General features: G+C 45.1%; 16 protein-coding genes and 1 pseudogene. 6 read left to right on the top strand and 11 right to left on the bottom strand.

Annotation, left to right across the window (positions count from 1 at the left end; genetic code table 11):
• Positions 1–47: 47 nt before the first annotated feature.
• The 5 genes from artM to ACGF7G_RS03175 all read right to left on the bottom strand — a co-directional run bounded on the left by artM (position 48) and on the right by ACGF7G_RS03175 (position 4,094).
• Positions 48–716: an arginine ABC transporter permease ArtM gene (gene artM, locus ACGF7G_RS03195; RefSeq protein WP_387463486.1), complete on the bottom strand. Its 669-nt coding sequence runs from the start codon at positions 714–716 to the stop codon at positions 48–50.
• Positions 716–1,432: an arginine ABC transporter permease ArtQ gene (gene artQ, locus ACGF7G_RS03190; protein WP_387463484.1), complete on the bottom strand. Its 717-nt coding sequence runs from the start codon at positions 1,430–1,432 to the stop codon at positions 716–718. Before artQ ends, artM begins: the two co-directional genes overlap by 1 nt.
• Positions 1,433–1,445: 13 nt before the next feature.
• Positions 1,446–2,180, bottom strand: a complete 735-nt coding sequence (gene artJ, locus ACGF7G_RS03185) for an arginine ABC transporter substrate-binding protein (protein ID WP_387463482.1) — start codon at positions 2,178–2,180, stop codon at positions 1,446–1,448.
• Positions 2,181–2,198: 18 nt separating this feature from the next.
• The gene (gene artP / locus ACGF7G_RS03180) at positions 2,199–2,927 is read right to left on the bottom strand and encodes an arginine ABC transporter ATP-binding protein ArtP (protein WP_387463481.1); all 729 of its coding nucleotides are present in this window, start codon (positions 2,925–2,927) and stop codon (positions 2,199–2,201) included.
• A gap of 267 nt (positions 2,928–3,194) precedes the next feature.
• Positions 3,195–4,094, bottom strand: coding sequence for a lysine exporter LysO family protein (locus ACGF7G_RS03175; RefSeq protein ID WP_387463479.1), 900 nt, complete (start codon positions 4,092–4,094; stop codon positions 3,195–3,197).
• A 315-nt stretch (positions 4,095–4,409) separates the two neighbouring features.
• Here ACGF7G_RS03175 and macA point away from each other — a divergent pair, with 315 nt between their 5' ends.
• Positions 4,410–5,522 (top strand): macrolide transporter subunit MacA, encoded by a 1,113-nt coding sequence (gene macA / locus ACGF7G_RS03170; protein ID WP_387463477.1) that lies wholly within the window; start codon positions 4,410–4,412, stop codon positions 5,520–5,522.
• Positions 5,522–7,465: a macrolide ABC transporter ATP-binding protein/permease MacB gene (gene macB / locus ACGF7G_RS03165; RefSeq protein WP_387463476.1), complete on the top strand. Its 1,944-nt coding sequence runs from the start codon at positions 5,522–5,524 to the stop codon at positions 7,463–7,465. Before macA ends, macB begins: the two co-directional genes overlap by 1 nt.
• A gap of 75 nt (positions 7,466–7,540) precedes the next feature.
• Here macB and cspD read toward each other — a convergent pair whose 3' ends face one another.
• Positions 7,541–7,771: a cold shock-like protein CspD gene (gene cspD / locus ACGF7G_RS03160; protein ID WP_133814520.1), complete on the bottom strand. Its 231-nt coding sequence runs from the start codon at positions 7,769–7,771 to the stop codon at positions 7,541–7,543.
• A 344-nt stretch (positions 7,772–8,115) separates the two neighbouring features.
• On the opposite strand from cspD, the gene clpS reads away from it, so the two are divergent.
• The gene (gene clpS, locus ACGF7G_RS03155; protein WP_387463475.1) at positions 8,116–8,436 is read left to right on the top strand and encodes an ATP-dependent Clp protease adapter ClpS; all 321 of its coding nucleotides are present in this window, start codon (positions 8,116–8,118) and stop codon (positions 8,434–8,436) included.
• Positions 8,437–8,467: 31 nt separating this feature from the next.
• Complete coding sequence (gene clpA, locus ACGF7G_RS03150; RefSeq protein WP_387463474.1) at positions 8,468–10,744, top strand: ATP-dependent Clp protease ATP-binding subunit ClpA; 2,277 nt, start codon at positions 8,468–8,470, stop codon at positions 10,742–10,744.
• 70 nt (positions 10,745–10,814) lie between these two features.
• On the opposite strand, the gene infA is transcribed toward clpA, so the two are convergent.
• The 5 genes from infA to trxB all read right to left on the bottom strand — a co-directional run bounded on the left by infA (position 10,815) and on the right by trxB (position 16,477).
• Positions 10,815–11,033, bottom strand: a complete 219-nt coding sequence (gene infA, locus ACGF7G_RS03145) for a translation initiation factor IF-1 (RefSeq protein ID WP_002211347.1) — start codon at positions 11,031–11,033, stop codon at positions 10,815–10,817.
• 157 nt (positions 11,034–11,190) lie between these two features.
• A complete protein-coding gene (gene aat, locus ACGF7G_RS03140) occupies positions 11,191–11,883 on the bottom strand; it encodes a leucyl/phenylalanyl-tRNA--protein transferase (protein WP_133814523.1) in 693 nt (230 codons plus the stop codon).
• Positions 11,874–13,640 carry a cysteine/glutathione ABC transporter ATP-binding protein/permease CydC gene (gene cydC, locus ACGF7G_RS03135; RefSeq protein WP_387463473.1) on the bottom strand — a complete coding sequence of 589 codons (1,767 nt, stop codon included), beginning with the start codon at positions 13,638–13,640 and terminating at the stop codon, positions 11,874–11,876. The genes aat and cydC overlap by 10 nt, the downstream gene beginning before the upstream one ends.
• A 2-nt stretch (positions 13,641–13,642) precedes the next feature.
• On the bottom strand, positions 13,643–15,412 hold the full coding sequence (gene cydD, locus ACGF7G_RS03130) for a cysteine/glutathione ABC transporter permease/ATP-binding protein CydD (RefSeq protein ID WP_387463472.1): 1,770 nt from the start codon (positions 15,410–15,412) through the stop codon (positions 13,643–13,645).
• Between the two features lie 105 nt (positions 15,413–15,517).
• A complete protein-coding gene (trxB, locus tag ACGF7G_RS03125) occupies positions 15,518–16,477 on the bottom strand; it encodes a thioredoxin-disulfide reductase (RefSeq protein ID WP_387463470.1) in 960 nt (319 codons plus the stop codon).
• Between the two features lie 507 nt (positions 16,478–16,984).
• Here trxB and lrp point away from each other — a divergent pair.
• Together lrp and ACGF7G_RS03115 are read left to right on the top strand one after the other, a co-directional pair.
• Entirely contained in the window at positions 16,985–17,479 is a 495-nt protein-coding gene (gene lrp, locus ACGF7G_RS03120) for a leucine-responsive transcriptional regulator Lrp (protein ID WP_023044766.1), read from the top strand.
• A 244-nt stretch (positions 17,480–17,723) separates the two neighbouring features.
• Positions 17,724–18,125: pseudogene (locus ACGF7G_RS03115) on the top strand (DNA translocase FtsK 4TM domain-containing protein); the annotation flags it as partial.
• Positions 18,126–18,385: the final 260 nt, after the last annotated feature.

Genomic DNA, 18,385 nt, shown 5'->3' with positions numbered 1-18,385 from the left:
TGATAGGCGTGACTGGGATGGGGTTCCGGCGGGAACGCCCATCCTGTTTAATTACGGTGCTCAAAAGCCAGCGCACGTCGTTCAATCATCCGCATCAGCAAAGTCAGGATACCGTTAACACACAGGTAAATTATACCTGCGGCAACAAAAGCCATCACATCATAATGACGGCCAAACAGAAGCTGACTGTATCCCATCACCTCCAGCAAAGTTATCGTACTTGCAAGAGAAGTACTCTTGAAAATCAATATAACTTCGTTGGAATAGGAAGATAATGCCCGTTTGAAGGCATATGGCAGCAGGATCCGCATGGATTGTGCTTTGGACATTCCCAACGCCTGGCAGGATTGCCACTGGCCCACGGGAATGGCCTTTACTGCGCCATAGAATAGCAGGGTAGAATATGCCGCGCTGTTAAGCGCCAGTGTTACCATTGCACACAGCCAGGGTTGAGACAGTAAATGCCAAAGCCACGGAAACTCTTTTAAAGATGGAAACTGCCCAGGCCCGTAATAAACCAGAAAGAACTGCACCAGCAAAGGGGTACCGGTGAACAGCGTAATGTAGGTTTTTACCAGCTGTGTCAGTACTGGCAATTTGATGGTCAGAACCATAGTGAACAGCACGGACATCATGAAAGCGGTAAAAAGAGCCGCAGCGGTCAGGCTCAGACTGGTTTGCAGCCCTGACAGAATTTGTTGAATATATTCGAGCATCAGGAAGCACTCCGATCAAAGCGGGTGGTATGCATCTCAATTTTCTTCAGAATAAACTGACTGATCAGGGTGATAGCCAGATAGATAAGCGCCACAATCATATACCAGGTAAAGGGTTCCTGAGTCCGTATCGCAATACTTTTGGTTTGCAGCATTAAATCATTAACACTGATAAGCGATACCAATGCGGTGTCTTTGAGTAAAACCAGCCATTGGTTACCGAGCCCTGGCAGAGCATGTCGCCACATTTGAGGCATTATCAGGCGGAAAAATATTTCAGTGCGGCCGAGACCTAATGCTTGACCGGCTTCCCATTGGCCGGCAGGAATGGCTTTTATCGCGCCACGAAGTGTCTGGGATGCATAGGCAGAGTAGAGCAGGGAAAGTGCAATGACACCACAAAGGAATGGGCTGACATAAAAATCCTGAATATCTATCTGAATTCTGGGATGCCAGAAGATAAGATAAACCTCAAAGCCATCCGCCAGTGTCATCAGCAGTTGTGATGCGCCAAAGTAGACGAAAAGTACGACTAAAATTTCCGGCAATCCCCGGAACAGGGTGACCCAGCAGGTGCCAAGCAGGGCAACGGGTTTCCAGCGCGCTGATTCCCAGGCAGCAAATAGCATTGCTAAAATAAGACCAAGCACTAATGCAGAAACGGCAAGGCCGACGGTGATGCCGGCGGCGCTTGCTAGAGATTGAAATTCATTCATTGATGTTCAGTTATTATTCAAACCATTTTTTATAGATGATGTCATAAGTGCCATCTCGTTTGATATCAGCCAGTGCTTTGTTCAGTTTATCCTGTAGCTCTTTGTTGCCTTTACGCACCGCAATCCCTAAACCGATACCAAAGTAATTCTTGTCAGTGACTTTGTTACCCACGGTACTTAAGTTTTCATTTTTTTTCAGCCATTCGTTGACAACGGCAGTGTCACCGAAGACGGCGTCCAGACGGCCATTTTTCAGATCCAGAATGGCATTCTGATAGCTGTCATAGGGAACGGTTTTAATCTCTTTTCGTTGTTCCATCAGGTACTTCTGGTGAGTTGTACCATTCTGGATACCCACTTGTTTGCTTTTCAGGTCTGCGATGCTGGAGATTTTGCTTTTAACTGTGATAAATATCGCTGAGTTATCGTAATAAGTATCAGTAAAATCAACCTGTTTCTGACGTTCAGGGGTGATATCTATACCTGCCACTAAAGCGTCGAAGCGACGGAATTTCAGACTTGGGATCAGGCTGTCAAATGATTGGTTAGTGAAAGTACATGTTACATTAATTTGCTCACAGATAGCATTGGCCAGATCGATATCAAAACCCTGAATTTTATTATTTGCATCAATAAATTCAAACGGCGGATAAGTGGCTTCCGTGGCAAAACGAAGGGTCTGTTTTTCCGTGGCGGTTGCAGATAACGTAACGGTACCCAAGAGGGCGGCAAGGAGTAATTTTTTCATCGCTATATCCTGTAGTAGTTAGTGTGACAGATAATTAGCAAAGGCTTTGGTTTGTGGTTGAGTAAAATGGCTGATATCACCTTGTTCTATAATGCGGCCGTTTTCCATATAGACGACACGGCTAGCGGCTTTACGGGCGATTTCCACTTCATGGGTCACGATAATCTGTGTAATACCTGTTGCAGACAATTCATGGATAATATTCACTACTTGTGCGGTGATTTCCGGGTCCAGTGCCGCCGTTGGTTCATCAAATAATAAAACCTGTGGTTCCATCATCAATGCCCGTGCAATAGCGACCCGCTGCTGTTGTCCACCGGATAAATGTTGTGGAAAGCGACCGGCAAAATCCTCCAGGCGCAAACGGGAAAGTAGCTTATCTGCTTTTTCCTTAGCCTGCTGTTTGGATAAACCGAGCACACGACAAGGTGCCTCGATCAGGTTATCCATGACAGTGAGGTGTGGCCACAAGTTATATTGCTGAAAAACCATACCGACATTCTGACGTAGAGAACGAATCTCCTTTATTCCTGGCGTTTGTTCAAAATCGAATTGATGATTAGCAACCGCCAACTGGCCGGATCGCGGTATTTCCAGCAGGTTTAGTACCCGCAACAACGTGCTTTTACCTGCGCCACTTGGCCCTAGCAAAACCATCGTTTCCCCTGAACAACACTTAAGATTAATATCAAACAGTGCCTGATGGGCACCGTAATAGCAATCAATGCTTTTTAATTGAATACTCATGCTTTAATTCTGAATAGTCAGTGATTTATCCCGATGCTAAACCCATTAGCATAATTATGCAATATTTTATGCATAGAATATTATTAATCGATATTTCAATAATATGTCTGATTAACCTGTTCTACTGTGCTTTGTATAATTCATTAACAAAAGCTTGCTTATTCTGTTTTTATACGGCGGAAATGAATAATTATTGCTTATTTCTCAGTAAGTAAGTCCTCAGATTGTTATTGATGACATCGAATATCATTGTGGCTGAAATACTAATTAAGTAAAGAATGCGATCAGTAAAGGGGCCAGTAAGCTCAACAAAAAACCGTGAACAATAGCGGCTGGAATAATACTGACTCCACCACATCGTTGTAATATCGGCAGAGTGAAATCCATAGAAGTCGCACCGCTTAACCCTATTGCGCTTGAACGATACCGATTGACCAGAACCGGAATAAGCATAATTGCTGCAAGTTCACGCACCAGATCATTAAAGAATGCGGCACTGCCGATGATCGGCCCGTAAGCGTCAGAAAGCAAGATGCCGGAAAGGGAATACCAGCCATAACCGGAAGCAAATGCTAAACCTGTTTTGATCGGCAGTCCAAGGATAAGTGCAGCAATTGCACCGCCAGCAAGTGCACTGACAGCGACGATAATCGCAATAACCGTACCACGGCGGTTTAGCAATATCTGTTTGAGGTTCATGCCGCTGTTACGTAATTGAATACCTACCAGCAACAGTAAAATAACCAGCGCAATTTCACTGGCACGATTGGCGAAATGCAGCCATGACCAGTCGGTTAACCCAAGTAGAAAACCTAAAATCAGAACACCACATAATTTCAGTGATTCAAAAATCATATGTAAACGGGAAGGAGGCTTTTCCTGTTTATGCGGGCTAACAATCCAGGGATTATGTTTTTCAAACAGGAATAATGCCAGCATATTGGAGGCAAAAATACACAAGAAAAATACAGAAGCATACTGAAAAATATAAAATAGATTGCTGCTTAAATTTTCCAATAAAGCAAGGCTGATTCCCATTAAAAACAGAATGACATAGACCATTGCATTAAGAAGATGATGAACAGCGTTTAGCAGTGCTTTGTTATTCAAATGGGTAAGATAGCCTAGTGCTAACGGCAAAAGAATGATCAGCAGCCCAGAATACATAATTAATATCCTTTAAAACGATTAACGTCTTTTTATCCAAGTTTAGTCTAAAAATTAGACTGAAAGACTACGGAAATTAAAGATAACAATTTTTTTACATTAAGAGAATAGCCAGGATAAGGTGAAGTATGTTGTTGCTCAAAGAATTTTTTATTCTTAAGGTGGGTGTGTTATTAAGAACTTTCAGTAGATATAAGACTCAAAGAGGGTTGTATCTATTTAGGATGAGTGGAAACTTCCGGTTTTTGTGGCATTGCAAGAAACATTGCTTTTTGCCCACTCCGTTGCTCCCATATTTAAGGTGATGATATTTAAATGAATTTTATTAGTTCGAAGCGTCGATGGATTGTGTTGTTAACTATTGTGGCAGTTATTGCGTTGGCTCTGGCCTATTTTCTGCGTGGACCAGAAACGATTAAATATCAGACTATACCCGTCATTAAAGGCGATTTGGAGAAAAATGTCCTGGCTACAGGGAAGTTGGATGCTGTCAGAAAAGTAGATGTAGGGGCGCAGGTTAGTGGTCAGTTGCAGAACTTGTATGTTGAAGTGGGTGATAAGGTGACAAAGGGCCAGTTATTGGCATTGATCGATCCTAAACCTGCTCAAAACCAAGTAAAAGAAGTTGAAGCGACGATTAAAGAATTGAGCGCTAATCTGATGGAGGCCAGGGCACAATTGAAGCTGGCACAGCTGACATTACAACGTCAGAATAATCTGGCAGAAGTGCAGGCAGTCTCTCGCCAGGAATTAGATCAGGTTAAAACGGATGTTGAAGTGAAAAGAGCGAGGGTAGAAACTTTGCTGGCGCAAATCAGTAAAAATCAGGCTAGCCTTGATACTGCCAGGGCTAATTTGCAATACACCCGTATTACTGCGCCGATGGATGGCATTGTTGTCAATATCAAAACACTTCAAGGGCAAACGGTTATCGCGGCACAGGAAGCCCCGACTATTCTGACATTGGCTGATCTTGGCACGATGCTGGTAAAAGCGGAAGTTTCAGAGGCGGATGTTATTGACCTGAAACCCGGTCAGAAAGCTTCTTTTACCGTATTAGGCGCACCTGACAAGAATTTCACTGGTGTGTTGAAAGATATCTTGCCGACGCCAGAAAAGATTAATGATGCAATTTTCTTTTATGCCCGCTTTGAGGTGCCTAACCCTAAGCAACTTTTGCGTTTACAAATGACGGCTCAAGTAAAAATCCAGCTCGATTCCCATCCTGGCGTGTTAATGATCCCGCTTTTTGCCCTGGGTAAACAGATTACTCCAACCCGCTATGAGGTGGATATCCTAAAAGGGGGTAAAGAAGAGAAACAGGAAGTGGCTATCGGTGTACGCAATGATGTGAATGTACAGATTTTGTCCGGCCTGAAAGAACATGAGCAGGTGATTACCGGTCGTGGTGAAGCAGGGGATGAGTAATGAATGCGTTACTTGAGCTGAGAGGCATAGAGCGCAGCTATCCTGCTGGCGAGCAACAGATAAAAGTACTTGATGATGTTACCTTGTCTATTCACTCCGGAGAGATGGTTGCGATTATCGGCGCTTCTGGGTCTGGTAAATCGACACTGATGAATATCCTTGGTTGTCTTGATAAACCCAGTCGTGGTGAATACCGGGTCGCGGGACAGAATGTTGCTGAACTGAATAATGATGAACTGGCGGCGTTGAGACGGGAGCATTTTGGGTTTATTTTTCAGCGTTATCATTTGCTGACCCATTTGACCGCTGAACAGAATGTAGAAATTCCTGCGATTTACGCCGGGGCGGCTAAAACTGTACGCAGACAGAGAGCAGTAGAGTTGCTTGACCGTTTGGGGCTTGACGAGAGAGTCAACTATCGGCCAGGGCAGCTTTCTGGTGGACAGCAGCAGAGGGTCAGTATCGCCAGGGCGTTGATGAATGGTGGTCAGGTTATTTTGGCTGATGAGCCAACGGGGGCGTTGGATAGCCATTCTGGTGAAGAGGTGATGGCTATCCTCAAACAGCTGTGTGAACAGGGGCATACCGTTATTATTGTCACGCATGATCCGAAAATCGCGGCTCAGGCACAGCGGATTATTGAGATCAAAGATGGCCGCATTATGAGTGACTCAGGCTCGAAACTGAGTAAAACCGTGACGGAAGCCCCACCGATAACATCAAAAATATCATCAATACGTCAGATTTTTGGCCGATTTAATGAAGCTTTGTTGATGGCATGGCGGGCGATGGTCGTCAACAAGATGCGGACTTTGTTGACGATGTTAGGGATTATTATTGGTATCGCGTCTGTAGTGACTATTTTGGTTATTGGAGATGCCGCCAAGGCATTGGTGTTATCCGATATTAAAGAGATTGCAACGAATACCATTAGTGTTTATCCGGGAGAAGATTTTGGTAGCGACGATCCGGTCAGTAAGCAAGCGCTGAAAATCGCGGATGTAGACGCTATCAGAGCACAATCTTATATTCTGGCGGTTTCACCGAATATTGAGGGAGGGACGCGCCTTCGTAAAGGAAACATTGATGTTGCTGCGAGAGTCTCCGGCATTGGTGATGAATATTTTCAGGTTTATGCTTTGCGCTTTGCTCAGGGAATGAGTTTTACATCGGATATGGTACGCCGTCAGGGGCAAGTTGTGGTTATTGATAGAAATACCCAGCGTAAATTATTTCCTCACCAAAAAAATGTGATTGGTGAAGTCATTCTGATGGGTAATATGCCTGCCACTATTGTCGGGGTGATAGCTGAAAGAAAATCGGCATTAGGCAGTGATAGTTCATTACATGTCTGGTTACCTTATAGCACCATGACCAGTCGCCTGTTAAACCGGAATTATCTGGATTCAGTTGTTGTCAGGATCAAGGATGGTCACAACTCTAAGGAGGCAGAACAGAAGATCGTTCGATTGCTGACTTTACGCCATGGGAAAAAGGATATTTTCACCTATAACACGGATATGCTGATAAAAACGGTGGAAAAAACGACCCGTACTTTGCAGCTGTTTTTAACAATGGTGGCAGTAATCTCATTGATCGTTGGTGGTATCGGGGTCATGAATATTATGTTGGTTTCGGTCACTGAACGCACAAGAGAGATTGGCATCCGTATGGCCGTAGGGGCCAGAACCAGTGATGTTATGCAGCAATTTCTGATAGAAGCTATTTTGGTTTGTTTAGTTGGCGGTATTTTGGGAATAGCACTGTCTTATACGATTGCATTTATTGCGCAACTGGCACTGCCAGGCTGGAGTTTTGTTTTCCAGCCAGTCGCTTTACTGAGTGCTTTCGCCTGTTCTACCGCAATTGGTGTGATATTTGGGTTTTTGCCGGCCCGTAATGCTGCCCGCCTTGATCCGATAGACGCTCTGGCGAGAGAATAAGTGGACGTTATGTCACCCCACAGGCAAAATTGCCTGTGGGGTGTAAAAGTAACACCTGGTCATATTACCCATAGGTCAGGTTATCTGGCCTTTGGATTCGTTTTCAAGGGGAACAATAATGCTGGCATGATTTCCCTTTGGGCCTTGGTGAATGCTGAAATACACCTTCTGGCCTGCTTTCAGTGTCCGGTAACCGTCCATCTGAATGGTTGAGTAATGAGCGAATATATCTTCTCCGCCGCTTGCCGGGCAAATAAACCCAAAGCCCTTGGCATTATTGAACCACTTAACAGTACCTGTCTCCATACTTTTACATCCCTCGTTTAATCATTTCGGTTGAGATGAGTCATTAATATAACGTTCGTAAACAATCACATGTAACCAGTTACATTATCTATGTTTGTTCACAAAACATACTGTAATAAAAATCAAATTCTCGTCAAGTACAGAACAAATGTCTGGTTGTTTTGAATGACCAAAGTTTGATATAGATAACGATATGAGTTTTGTTCATTCACTTTTATGCCGGGTTTTTATAGCGGAATAGACTGTGGTAAACGGAGTTGCCCAGATAAATGATAAGATAAGTGGAAACATAATTTATTTGCTGGCAGTAGCTGGTATTAGCGATTAATCCTGTTGGAAAAACAATGAGTGAATATCATAATAGTTTGAAAAATAAAGAGTTAGTTAAGGATGAGCAACAGCAAAAATTGCAACCGCCATCAATGTATCAGGTCATTCTTAACAATGATGATTACACTCCGATGGAGTTTGTAGTTGACGTATTACGAAAGTTCTTTTCTTATGATGTTGAACGGGCAACGCAATTAATGTTGGATGTCCATTATCAGGGTAAAGCTATTTGTGGGGTTTATACCGCAGAGGTGGCAGAAACTAAAGCGGCTCAGATAAATATGTATGCCAGGGAGCAGGGGCATCCATTACTTTGTACGCTGGAAAAAATCTGACCAAGTATACTGATTTTAGGGGGAGGTGCCTATGCTCAATCAAGAGCTTGAACTTAGTCTTAATATTGCCTTTGCTAAAGCGCGGGATAACAGACACGAGTTTATGACCGTGGAGCACCTATTGCTGGCATTGTTAAGCAATTCATCAGCGCGTGAAGCATTGGAAGCGTGCAAGGTCGATCTGGCTCAATTGCGTAAGGAGCTGGAGAATTTTATTTCACAAACAACACCGTTGCTGCCTGAGAATGATGAGCGGGAGACTCAGCCAACCTTGAGCTTTCAGCGTGTTCTTCAGCGCGCGGTATTTCATGTTCAGTCCTCTGGGCGTTCAGAGGTTTCCGGTGCTAATGTGCTGGTGGCTATTTTCAGCGAACAGGAGTCTCAGGCTGCTTATTTGCTGCGTAAACATGATGTCAGTCGTTTGGATGTGGTTAATTTCATTTCTCATGGAACGCAGAAAGAAGACATTGAATCGGATCATCAGGGAATAGGCGCTCAATCTGCGGAAGAACAGCCTGCTGGTGAAGATCGGTTGGAGAATTTTACCACTAATCTTAATCAACTTGCCCTAAGAGGGCAGATTGATCCATTGATTGGCCGCCATGATGAGCTGGAAAGAACGATTCAGGTACTGTGCCGTCGCCGGAAAAATAACCCATTATTGGTGGGGGAATCGGGGGTGGGGAAAACCGCTATTGCAGAAGGATTGGCATGGCGGATTGTACAAAAAGATGTACCGGAAGTGATGGCCAATTGTACGATTTATTCACTGGATATTGGTTCATTGCTGGCAGGAACCAAATATCGCGGTGATTTTGAGAAGCGCTTCAAAGCCTTGTTAAAAAACCTTGAGCAAGATAGAAAAAGTATTCTATTCATAGATGAAATCCATACCATTATCGGTGCAGGTGCGGCGTCAGGGGGGCAAGTCGATGCGGCTAATCTGATCAAACCTCTGTTATCCAGTGGACGTATCAGGGTGATTGGTTCTACGACATATCATGAATTCAGTAATATTTTTGAAAAAGACCGGGCGCTGGCGCGTCGTTTTCAGAAGATTGATATTGTTGAACCTTCACCGGAAGAGACGGTACAGATTATTAAGGGGTTGCGGCCAAAATACGAGGCGCACCATGATGTACGCTATACCACGAAAGCTATCCGCGCTGCGGTTGATTTATCAGTGAAATATATTACTGATCGTCACTTACCCGATAAAGCCATTGATGTCATTGATGAGGCGGGGGCGCGTACTCGTCTGGTGCCGATCAGCCGGCGTAAGAAAACGATCAATGTGTCGGATATTGAATTTATCGTTGCACGTATTGCCCGTATTCCTGAAAAAACAGTTTCGGCCAGTGATAAGGATGTATTGAAGACGCTGGATGAGCGGTTGAAGATGCTGGTGTTTGGTCAGGATACAGCGATTGCAGCATTAACCGAAGCAATCAAGATGAGTCGTGCGGGATTAGGGCAGGATAATAAACCGGTGGGTTCTTTCCTGCTTGCTGGCCCGACAGGGGTGGGCAAAACGGAAGTCACCGTGCAGCTTGCCAGGGCACTGAATATCAAATTATTGCGCTTTGATATGTCGGAATATATGGAACGCCACACCGTCAGCCGCTTGATTGGTGCGCCACCAGGATATGTTGGTTTTGATCAGGGGGGATTACTCACAGATGCGGTGATTAAGCATCCTCATTCAGTGTTGCTGCTTGATGAGATTGAAAAAGCCCATCCAGATGTATTTAACTTGTTATTGCAAGTGATGGATAACGGTACTCTGACCGATAACAACGGCCGTAAGGCGGATTTCCGTAACGTTATTGTCGTTATGACAACGAATGCTGGCGTACGTGAAACTCAGCGCACATCCATCGGATTTAAGCAGCAGGATAACAGCTCTGACGCGATGGGAGAGATCAAGAAGGTATTTACACCGGAATTCCGTAACCGTCTTGATGGCATTATCTGGTTTAATGCGCTTTCTGTTGAGGTTATCCAACAGGTAGTCGATAAGTTCATTGTCGCACTGCAAGCACAATTGGATGAAAAAGGCGTTTCACTGGAAGTCAGTGCGGATGCTCGCCAATGGCTGTGTAATAAAGGCTACGATAAAGCAATGGGCGCTCGTCCAATGGCGCGGGTCATTCAAGATAACCTGAAAAAACCGCTAGCCAATGAACTATTGTTTGGTTCATTAGTTCACGGTGGCTCGGTTCGTATTGATCTGGATAAGGCAAAACGGGTACTGACCTACGATTTCAGCAATGCTTATAAGCAGAAACCGGAAAACGTAGTGCACTGATATAGGGTCACACCACAGGTGAATACAAAGTTGCTATTACCTGTGGTGTAATACCTGAAACGGTAATGAATCAGCGGCTACGGAAGACGATACGGCCTTTGCTCAGGTCATATGGGGTCAGCTCAACTGTAACCTTGTCGCCTGTCAGGATGCGGATGTAATTTTTACGCATTTTACCGGAGATGTGAGCAGTGACTACGTGCCCGTTTTCTAATTCAACGCGGAACATAGTATTTGGCAGCGTGTCCAGCACGGTACCTTGCATTTCAATATTGTCTTCTTTGGCCATCTAATCCTCTAAGTTTAATAACCATCGTTTTTAACCGGCCAGATAATGCCGAAAAACCCGCATTATGTAAAGGAATGTTGTCTTTTAAACCACTATATTTGCAAATAACTCATGGCTGCATTCCCGCCATAATCAACATTGGTTGGTAAAATATTGATTATAATTCCAGTACTTGTTGCAACCAGCAGCCAGGTTTTAATGACCGGTTTCTGAATTGATAAAGATACTGAATAAATTCTTCCCTGGAGATTTCCTTTGCTCCCAGTGAGGCAGTGTGATGATTTAGCACTTGGCAATCAAGCAGTTCACCACCGTATCGCAGAAAATGGTGATAGAAAGCAACGAAAGCGCATTTGGATGCATTCTCCATTCGGCTGAACATAGATTCACCGCAAAATAAAGTGCCAACGTTGACGCCATACAGGCCACCGACAATATGTTCACCATACCAGACTTCTACCGAATGCGCCTTTCCTGTCTGGTGTAACTCTTGATAACCTTGTTGGATATCCCTGCCTATCCAGGTTCCTTCCTGCCGTTGAGCGCAGTAATGAATTACTTGTTCAAAAGCATGATTCACCGTAATGCGGTATGGATGATTGCGCAGAAACCGGCGTAATGTCCGGCCAGTATGCAATTCACCCGGCATGATTATCGCACGTGGATCAGGTGACCACCAAAGCGGTATTTCACTGGGTAAAAACCAGGGGAAGATCCCTTGATGATAAGCTGCGCTCAACCGTTCAGAGGATAAATCTCCGCCCACTGCCAGCAGGCCGTTCGGTTCCATTAATGCCTCTGCTGGGTGAGGGAAGTCATATGAATCATCATTCAGTTGAATTATTGGCATGGTGTATTACCGCTCCGATTCAGGCGAATCTGATATTGCCGCTGATAAAACTGATAATAGAAGCCTTGTCGAGCCAGTAACTCATTATGCTGCCCTTGTTCAATAATAGCGCCTCCATCCATGACATAAATACGGTCCATATGGTCAAGACTGTACAGACGGTGGGTAACAATAATCAATGTCTTATGCTGGCAATGCTGGCGCAGTAGGGACAGAATTTGCTGTTCAGTATCCGCATCAAGCCCTTCCGTTGGTTCATCCAGTAACATGAGAGGCGCTGAATGCAGTAACGTTCTGGCAATGCCCAGGCGGCGCTGTTCACCGCCTGATAACTGACGGCCACCTTCGCCCATCCAGCAGTTCAGTCCCTCATCCGTTTCCAGCAGATTGCTTAAACCTACTTGTTTCAGCACAGTTTCCAGCTCATTATCGGCAGCATTTGGCTTTGCCAGTAATAAATTTTCACGCAACGTATGGCTAAATACATGAACACGTTGTGGAACAACCGATATCATACTGCGCAGGGTCGGTTCGTCATAAACAGTAATAGGATGTTGGTTCAGACAGATAGTACCTGAATCCGCGTTCCAGGCACGAGTGAGTAACTGTAGCAACGTAGATTTACCACAACCTGTTTTTCCTAACAGAGCGATATGTTCTCCCGCTTTCAAGCAGAGAGAAATATTTTTCAGGACAGGTAATGGTTGTTCGGGGTAAGTGAAACAGAGATTTTCAATGTTAATACTGATTTGCTCTGAACTTTCCGGCCCAGAAGCAGGAAAAATCACTTCCGGTTCTTGTTGCATCAATTGGGAAACGTGGGTTGCAGAGGTAATGACTTGTCCCAGGTGTTGGAATGCAACAGCGACCGGGCCCAGGGTTTCAAAAGCGGCAAGCGAGCAGAAGACAAACAGTGCAATCAAGGCACCTGGCTGACTGTTCCCTCCCACACCATTAGCGGCTATCCACAGGATGAATGTGACGGTCATACCGGTGGCAAAAATCATGATGGCTTGTGACAAACCGGTCAGATTAGCTTGCTGTTGCTGACGCTTTAGCCAACGTGATTCAACATCCGCCATCGACTTTCGGAAGCGGCCAAGAGCACCGAATACCATCAATTCGGCTTGTCCCTGCAATGTCGCCGTGAGTTGAGTGCGGTATTGACTACGCAGAATGGTCAGATCACGGCCGATGGGTTTACCTGCGTGATAAAATACCAATGGCAGCAAGATCAGCAGAGTCAGCATAATACTGCCAAGGGCATAGGCCAATGTGAGATCCAGAAAACCGAGGCCGAAAGTGAGGACGATGATAACGACAATGGCTGCGAATATCGGTGAAATGACTCGTAAATAGAGATGGTCCAACGTTTCAACATCAGCAACTAGCCTGTTGAGTAGTTCACCCTGGCGAAAACGGGCGATTCCTCCCGGTGAAAGTGGCAAGATTTTCTGAAAAGCAAATACCCGCAAATGTGCCAGTACACGAAAAGTTGTATCATGGCTGACCAGCCGTTCAGTATAACGTCCGGCAGTACGCAGAATAGCGGCACCACGGACACCCGCAGCCGGTAGCATATAGTTGAATGTATTAAGTCCGGCAAAACCTGCCAGCGCGGTGCCGGCAAGGAACCAACCAGACAGCGTCAGTAAGCCTATGCTGGCGAGTAACGTAACAATCGCTAGAACCATACCTAAACTGATAAGAAACCAATGGCGGCGATAGAGCGCCAGAAAGGGAAGCAATACCCGCATAACTAAAGCTCCTCACTCCGATGAGATAACAGACGGGCGAATGCTCCCTGAGATTGCTTCAACGTCTGGTAATCTCCCTGTTCAATGATTAACCTTTTTTCCATGACCCAGATCTGATCATATTCCCGTGTTTCCTCCAATTGGTGGGTAACTAACAGGGTCGTCTGATGATAAGATGCCTGATTCAGTGTTTTCATCACCCGTTGTTCGCTATGAGCATCCAGACTGGCGGCAGGCTCATCCAGTAATAATAATTGGCAAGGTTTCAATAAGGCGCGGGCAACAGCGATACGTTGGGCCTGACCAACGGATAGCCGTGCTGCATTATCACCAATAATGGTATTCAGCCCATCAGGTAAATCATTAACAAATTCGGTGACGTATGCCTGTTCCATAACCTGATGGATTTGTTGTTGATTCGCATCAGGTTGATTCAGGCGAAGATTATCAAGCAAAGTTTGCTCAGGCAGGTGTGGATTTTGCCCAACCCAGCTCAATTGATCACGCCATTTCTGTGGATCTAACTCACGCAGCTCAGTGCCATTGATTTGTATTGAGCCATGGTAGGGTAGGAACCCTAACAATAAATTCAAGAGCGAGCTTTTACCTGCTCCGCTTTGCCCAACTAATGCAACGCGTTGATTTTTCTCTATAGTAAAATTTAGTGGGCCAGCCAGCGGGTTGCCATCGTGAGCCAAAATTTCCAGATTATTAGCGATTATCGTTAGAGAACTTTGGTTACTTAGCGTTTTATCGCCACTCGCAGGTGCATGTTCACCTTCACTGTTTAGCAGCGTCACCAATGATTCGGCTGCGCCAACAGCCTGTGCTTTGGCGTGATAATAAGTACCAAGATCACGCAGTGGCTGGAAAAATTCCGGGGCGAGGATTAAGACCAGAAAACCCGCAAACAGGGTCACGCCCATACCGTAACTGCCAAAATTAAGCTCACCCAGATAGGAAAAACCGAAATAGACGGCAACGACGGCAATAGAAACAGCAGCAAAGAATTCCAGCACCGCTGAAGAGAGGAATGCCATTCTCAGAACTTCCATTGTCTTGCGGCGGAAATCCTCAGTGGATTCGCTGATTTGTTGTACTTCCGCTTTGCCACGATAAAACAGGCGCAACGTTTCCAGCCCGCGCAGACGATCAAGGAAATTACCGCTCAACCGCTCCAATGCGACAAAGTTTCGCCGGTTGGCATCTGCGGCACCTAAACCAACCAGTGCCATAAACAGGGGAATAAGCGGAGCCGTTGCAAACAAAATCAGCCCGGCAGCCCAGTTAACAGGAAATAGGGTGATCAGGATAAGAATAGGGATCATCACTGCGAGATACATCTGTGGCAGATAGCGAGAGTAGTAATCCTGCATATCGTCTATTTGCTCAAGAATAATCGTTGCCCAACTACCTGCTGGTTTACCTTTAACCCATACCGGGCCAAGTTGTTCAAGTTTATCCAATACCATCGTGCGGATTTTCTGGCGCACGATTTTGCCACAAATAAAACCGATCCGTTCCCGGATAACACTGATTATTGCCCGCAGAGCGAAGGTTGTCGCCAGCAGCCAGAATTTATCCATGATGTGCTCGCGGGGAATGTGATCCATGATTAAAGCTTGCAGGATTGAGGCCAGTAACCAGGCTTGAGTGATGATCAACAAGCCACTGATTAAGCCAAATAGCATGGACAGGCGGAGCCAGCGCCGGGCCGGAGCACTTTGCTGCTTCAACCAGCGAACCAATTCATACTGTCTTGTTTTGTCCATAGGAAAAATTCTGATTATCAAAAAGGCTGGACTAGTGTCAGCATCCTGCCGATATGTTACATGCGAAAAGGCGCTACTGAAATAGCGCCTTGAAAGAAAAAGAGTTTATTTCGCTGCCAGCCCATCAAGGAAATGTTCTGCATCAAGGGCTGCCATACAACCTGTACCGGCGGATGTAATTGCCTGGCGGTAGGTATGGTCCATTACATCACCGGCGGCGAATACACCGGGAATTGAGGTCTGGGTAGCGTTACCCTGTAAACCGGACCGAACTTTAATGTAACCATTCTCCAGTTCCAACTGTTCTGCAAAGATAGCGGTGTTAGGGGTATGGCCGATAGCAATGAATGTGCCGGTAACCGCTAATTCTTCGGTTGTGCCGCTGTGGGTATCGCGCAGACGGACACCCGTAACGCCCATCTCATCACCGAGCACTTCATCCAGAGTACGATTAGTGTGCAGAATGATATTGCCATTTTTAACTTTATCCATCAGACGGCCAATCAGGATTTTTTCTGAGCGGAATGTATCACGGCGATGAATCAGGTGAACTTCTGCTGCAATATTTGCCAGATATAAAGCCTCTTCTACTGCGGTATTACCGCCGCCGACCACGGCAACTTTCTGGTTACGATAAAAGAAGCCATCACAGGTTGCACAGGCTGAAATACCACGGCCTTTGAACGACTCTTCGGAAGGCAGACCCAAATAACGTGCAGAAGCGCCTGTTGCGATAATCAGTGCGTCACAGGTATATTCTTGTTCATCACCATAAAGACGGAAAGGACGGTTTTGCAGGTCAACTTTTTGAATATGATCGAAAATGATTTCGGTCTGGAATTTTTCAGCATGTTGGTGCATACGTTCCATTAGCCTTGGGCCGGTCAGACCTTCAGGATCACCGGGCCAGTTTTCGACTTCAGTGGTTGTAGTCAACTGACCGCCTTTTTCAACCCCGGTAATAAGAACCGGATTTAAATTTGCCCGGGCAGCATAAACCGCAGCCGTATAGCCTGCGGGACCGGAGCCAAGAATAATGAGTTTATGGTGTTTGGCGGTGCTCATGAATACCTCATTTCCATTTATTGCATATCGTATATCGAACGATTGTAGGAGAAATAGGAGGGTAAAAAAAGCTAAAAGACTCATGTTACTAACGATTTTACCGATAGATATTAACTGGCAATGACTTTAACCTGAGAAAAGTGTTCTTTTAGTGTTGTTTGGCTTTCATTTGCTCATTTTTAATCAATGGTAAGCTATCGAAACGATTAACTGAAAATTTGTTCCACAGGTTGTTCTGATTTTTGTTCATTTGCTTTGACAATCGGCTGTGCATTTGCGAAAACATCACTGTAAGAGATAATTATCCACCTCGCTAAATCCGTTTCTATAAAAATCGACAAATCGATATGCGGATAATCTTCTCTGTGCAGCACGAAGAAAATGGCCTGTGAGCTGCTTTACTCTGATAGAGCGGAGCTTTAACTTTAAAGACATCTTTTCCAGCTCAGACTCAAGAGAGATAGGGGAAAATGTTATGGGTGTAGGAAAATAAAGAGAGATCAAAAGATGATAGATAATAAAAAACGTCCGGGAAAAGATCTTGATCGTATAGATCGTAATATCCTCAATGAGTTGCAGAAAGATGGTCGGATTTCTAACGTAGAACTGTCTAAACGGGTAGGATTGTCGCCGACTCCTTGCTTGGAGCGTGTGCGTCGCCTGGAGCGGCAAGGGTTTATTATTGGCTACACCGCATTGTTGAATCCTCATTATCTGGATGCATCGTTGCTGGTGTTTGTTGAAATCACCCTAAACCGTGGTGCACCAGATGTTTTTGAACAATTCAATGCTGCTGTGCAGAAATTGGAAGAGATTCAAGAATGTCATTTGGTTTCCGGTGATTTCGATTACTTATTGAAAACCCGCGTACCAGATATGTCAGCGTATCGTAAGTTACTGGGCGAAACTTTGCTGCGTCTGCCAGGTGTTAATGACACCCGCACATATGTTGTGATGGAAGAAGTGAAGCAGAGTAACCGTTTGGTCATTAAGACCCGCTGAAATCCTGCCAAAAAAAATGTACAGGTGCAAAACTGGAAGAACTTAGGTACACTCCTGTTTATGCATACAGTTTCAACGCTGAGCTATCTCGGCGTTGTTCCGTTAAATCAACAGGAAACCTGGAGAGCCTTTCTTGAGCCAGGAATATACAGAAGATAAAAATATTAGGTTGAAGAGACTTAGTAGTGGGCGCAGGTTGTTAGAAGCTGTGTTGCTTGTCATTGTTATCTTAGCGGCTTATCTGATGGTCGCACTTATCAGTTTTAACCCTTCTGATCCCAGTTGGTCCCAGACTGCGTGGCATGAGCCGGTCCATAATTTTGGTGGTGGTGTTGGTGCATGGTTGGCCGATACGTTGTTTTCTGCATTCGGTATACTGGCCTATGCCATCCCGCCACTCATGATATTGGGTTGTTGGACGGCTTTCAGACAACATGATGACAGAGAATATGTCGATTTTTTCGTGCTTGCTTTGCGCGTTATTGGTGCATTGGCAATCGTCTTGACTTCATGTGGATTAGCCGCGCTGAATGTTGACGATCTCCATTACTTTGCTTCTGGCGGTATTATTGGCAGTTTGTTTAGTAGTGCGATGTTGCCTTGGTTTAATGAATTGGGCGCGACACTGGCCTTACTGTGTATTTGGGCAATTGGGTTTACGCTATTTACTGGCTGGTCATGGTTAACGATTGCTGAAAAAACCGGGGCAATAATTCTTGGCGCGATAGGATTTATTACCAATCGCAGCCGTCATGAACAAGAATATACTCCATATGGTGAAATGGTTATTGAGCCGGAGAATTCCACCAATGGTAAAACAGAACCCGAATTTACAGCGGTTGATATTGATCATGATGATGTGCTGTTTACAGCACCGTCTGCGGCGGAATTGGCAAAAGCTGAACT

This window comes from Photorhabdus sp. RM323S (genome assembly GCF_042879375.1).
GTDB classification, from domain to species: domain Bacteria; phylum Pseudomonadota; class Gammaproteobacteria; order Enterobacterales; family Enterobacteriaceae; genus Photorhabdus; species Photorhabdus tasmaniensis.
The sequence above is the reverse complement of the archived record's forward strand: the minus strand, read 5'-3'. Positions and strand labels throughout refer to the sequence as shown.

Bases quoted from the DNA above. Each gene is read 5' to 3' on its own strand.
- artM (WP_387463486.1), bottom strand. From the start codon at position 716: ATGCTCGAATATATTCAACAAATTCTGTCAGGGCTGCAAACCAGTCTG.
- artQ (WP_387463484.1), bottom strand. From the start codon at position 1,432: ATGAATGAATTTCAATCTCTAGCAAGCGCCGCCGGCATCACCGTCGGC.
- artJ (WP_387463482.1), bottom strand. From the start codon at position 2,180: ATGAAAAAATTACTCCTTGCCGCCCTCTTGGGTACCGTTACGTTATCT.
- artP (WP_387463481.1), bottom strand. From the start codon at position 2,927: ATGAGTATTCAATTAAAAAGCATTGATTGCTATTACGGTGCCCATCAG.
- ACGF7G_RS03175 (WP_387463479.1), bottom strand. From the start codon at position 4,094: ATGTATTCTGGGCTGCTGATCATTCTTTTGCCGTTAGCACTAGGCTAT.
- macA (WP_387463477.1), top strand. From the start codon at position 4,410: ATGAATTTTATTAGTTCGAAGCGTCGATGGATTGTGTTGTTAACTATT.
- macB (WP_387463476.1), top strand. From the start codon at position 5,522: ATGAATGCGTTACTTGAGCTGAGAGGCATAGAGCGCAGCTATCCTGCT.
- cspD (WP_133814520.1), bottom strand. From the start codon at position 7,771: ATGGAGACAGGTACTGTTAAGTGGTTCAATAATGCCAAGGGCTTTGGG.
- clpS (WP_387463475.1), top strand. From the start codon at position 8,116: ATGAGTGAATATCATAATAGTTTGAAAAATAAAGAGTTAGTTAAGGAT.
- clpA (WP_387463474.1), top strand. From the start codon at position 8,468: ATGCTCAATCAAGAGCTTGAACTTAGTCTTAATATTGCCTTTGCTAAA.
- infA (WP_002211347.1), bottom strand. From the start codon at position 11,033: ATGGCCAAAGAAGACAATATTGAAATGCAAGGTACCGTGCTGGACACG.
- aat (WP_133814523.1), bottom strand. From the start codon at position 11,883: ATGCCAATAATTCAACTGAATGATGATTCATATGACTTCCCTCACCCA.
- cydC (WP_387463473.1), bottom strand. From the start codon at position 13,640: ATGCGGGTATTGCTTCCCTTTCTGGCGCTCTATCGCCGCCATTGGTTT.
- cydD (WP_387463472.1), bottom strand. From the start codon at position 15,412: ATGGACAAAACAAGACAGTATGAATTGGTTCGCTGGTTGAAGCAGCAA.
- trxB (WP_387463470.1), bottom strand. From the start codon at position 16,477: ATGAGCACCGCCAAACACCATAAACTCATTATTCTTGGCTCCGGTCCC.
- lrp (WP_023044766.1), top strand. From the start codon at position 16,985: ATGATAGATAATAAAAAACGTCCGGGAAAAGATCTTGATCGTATAGAT.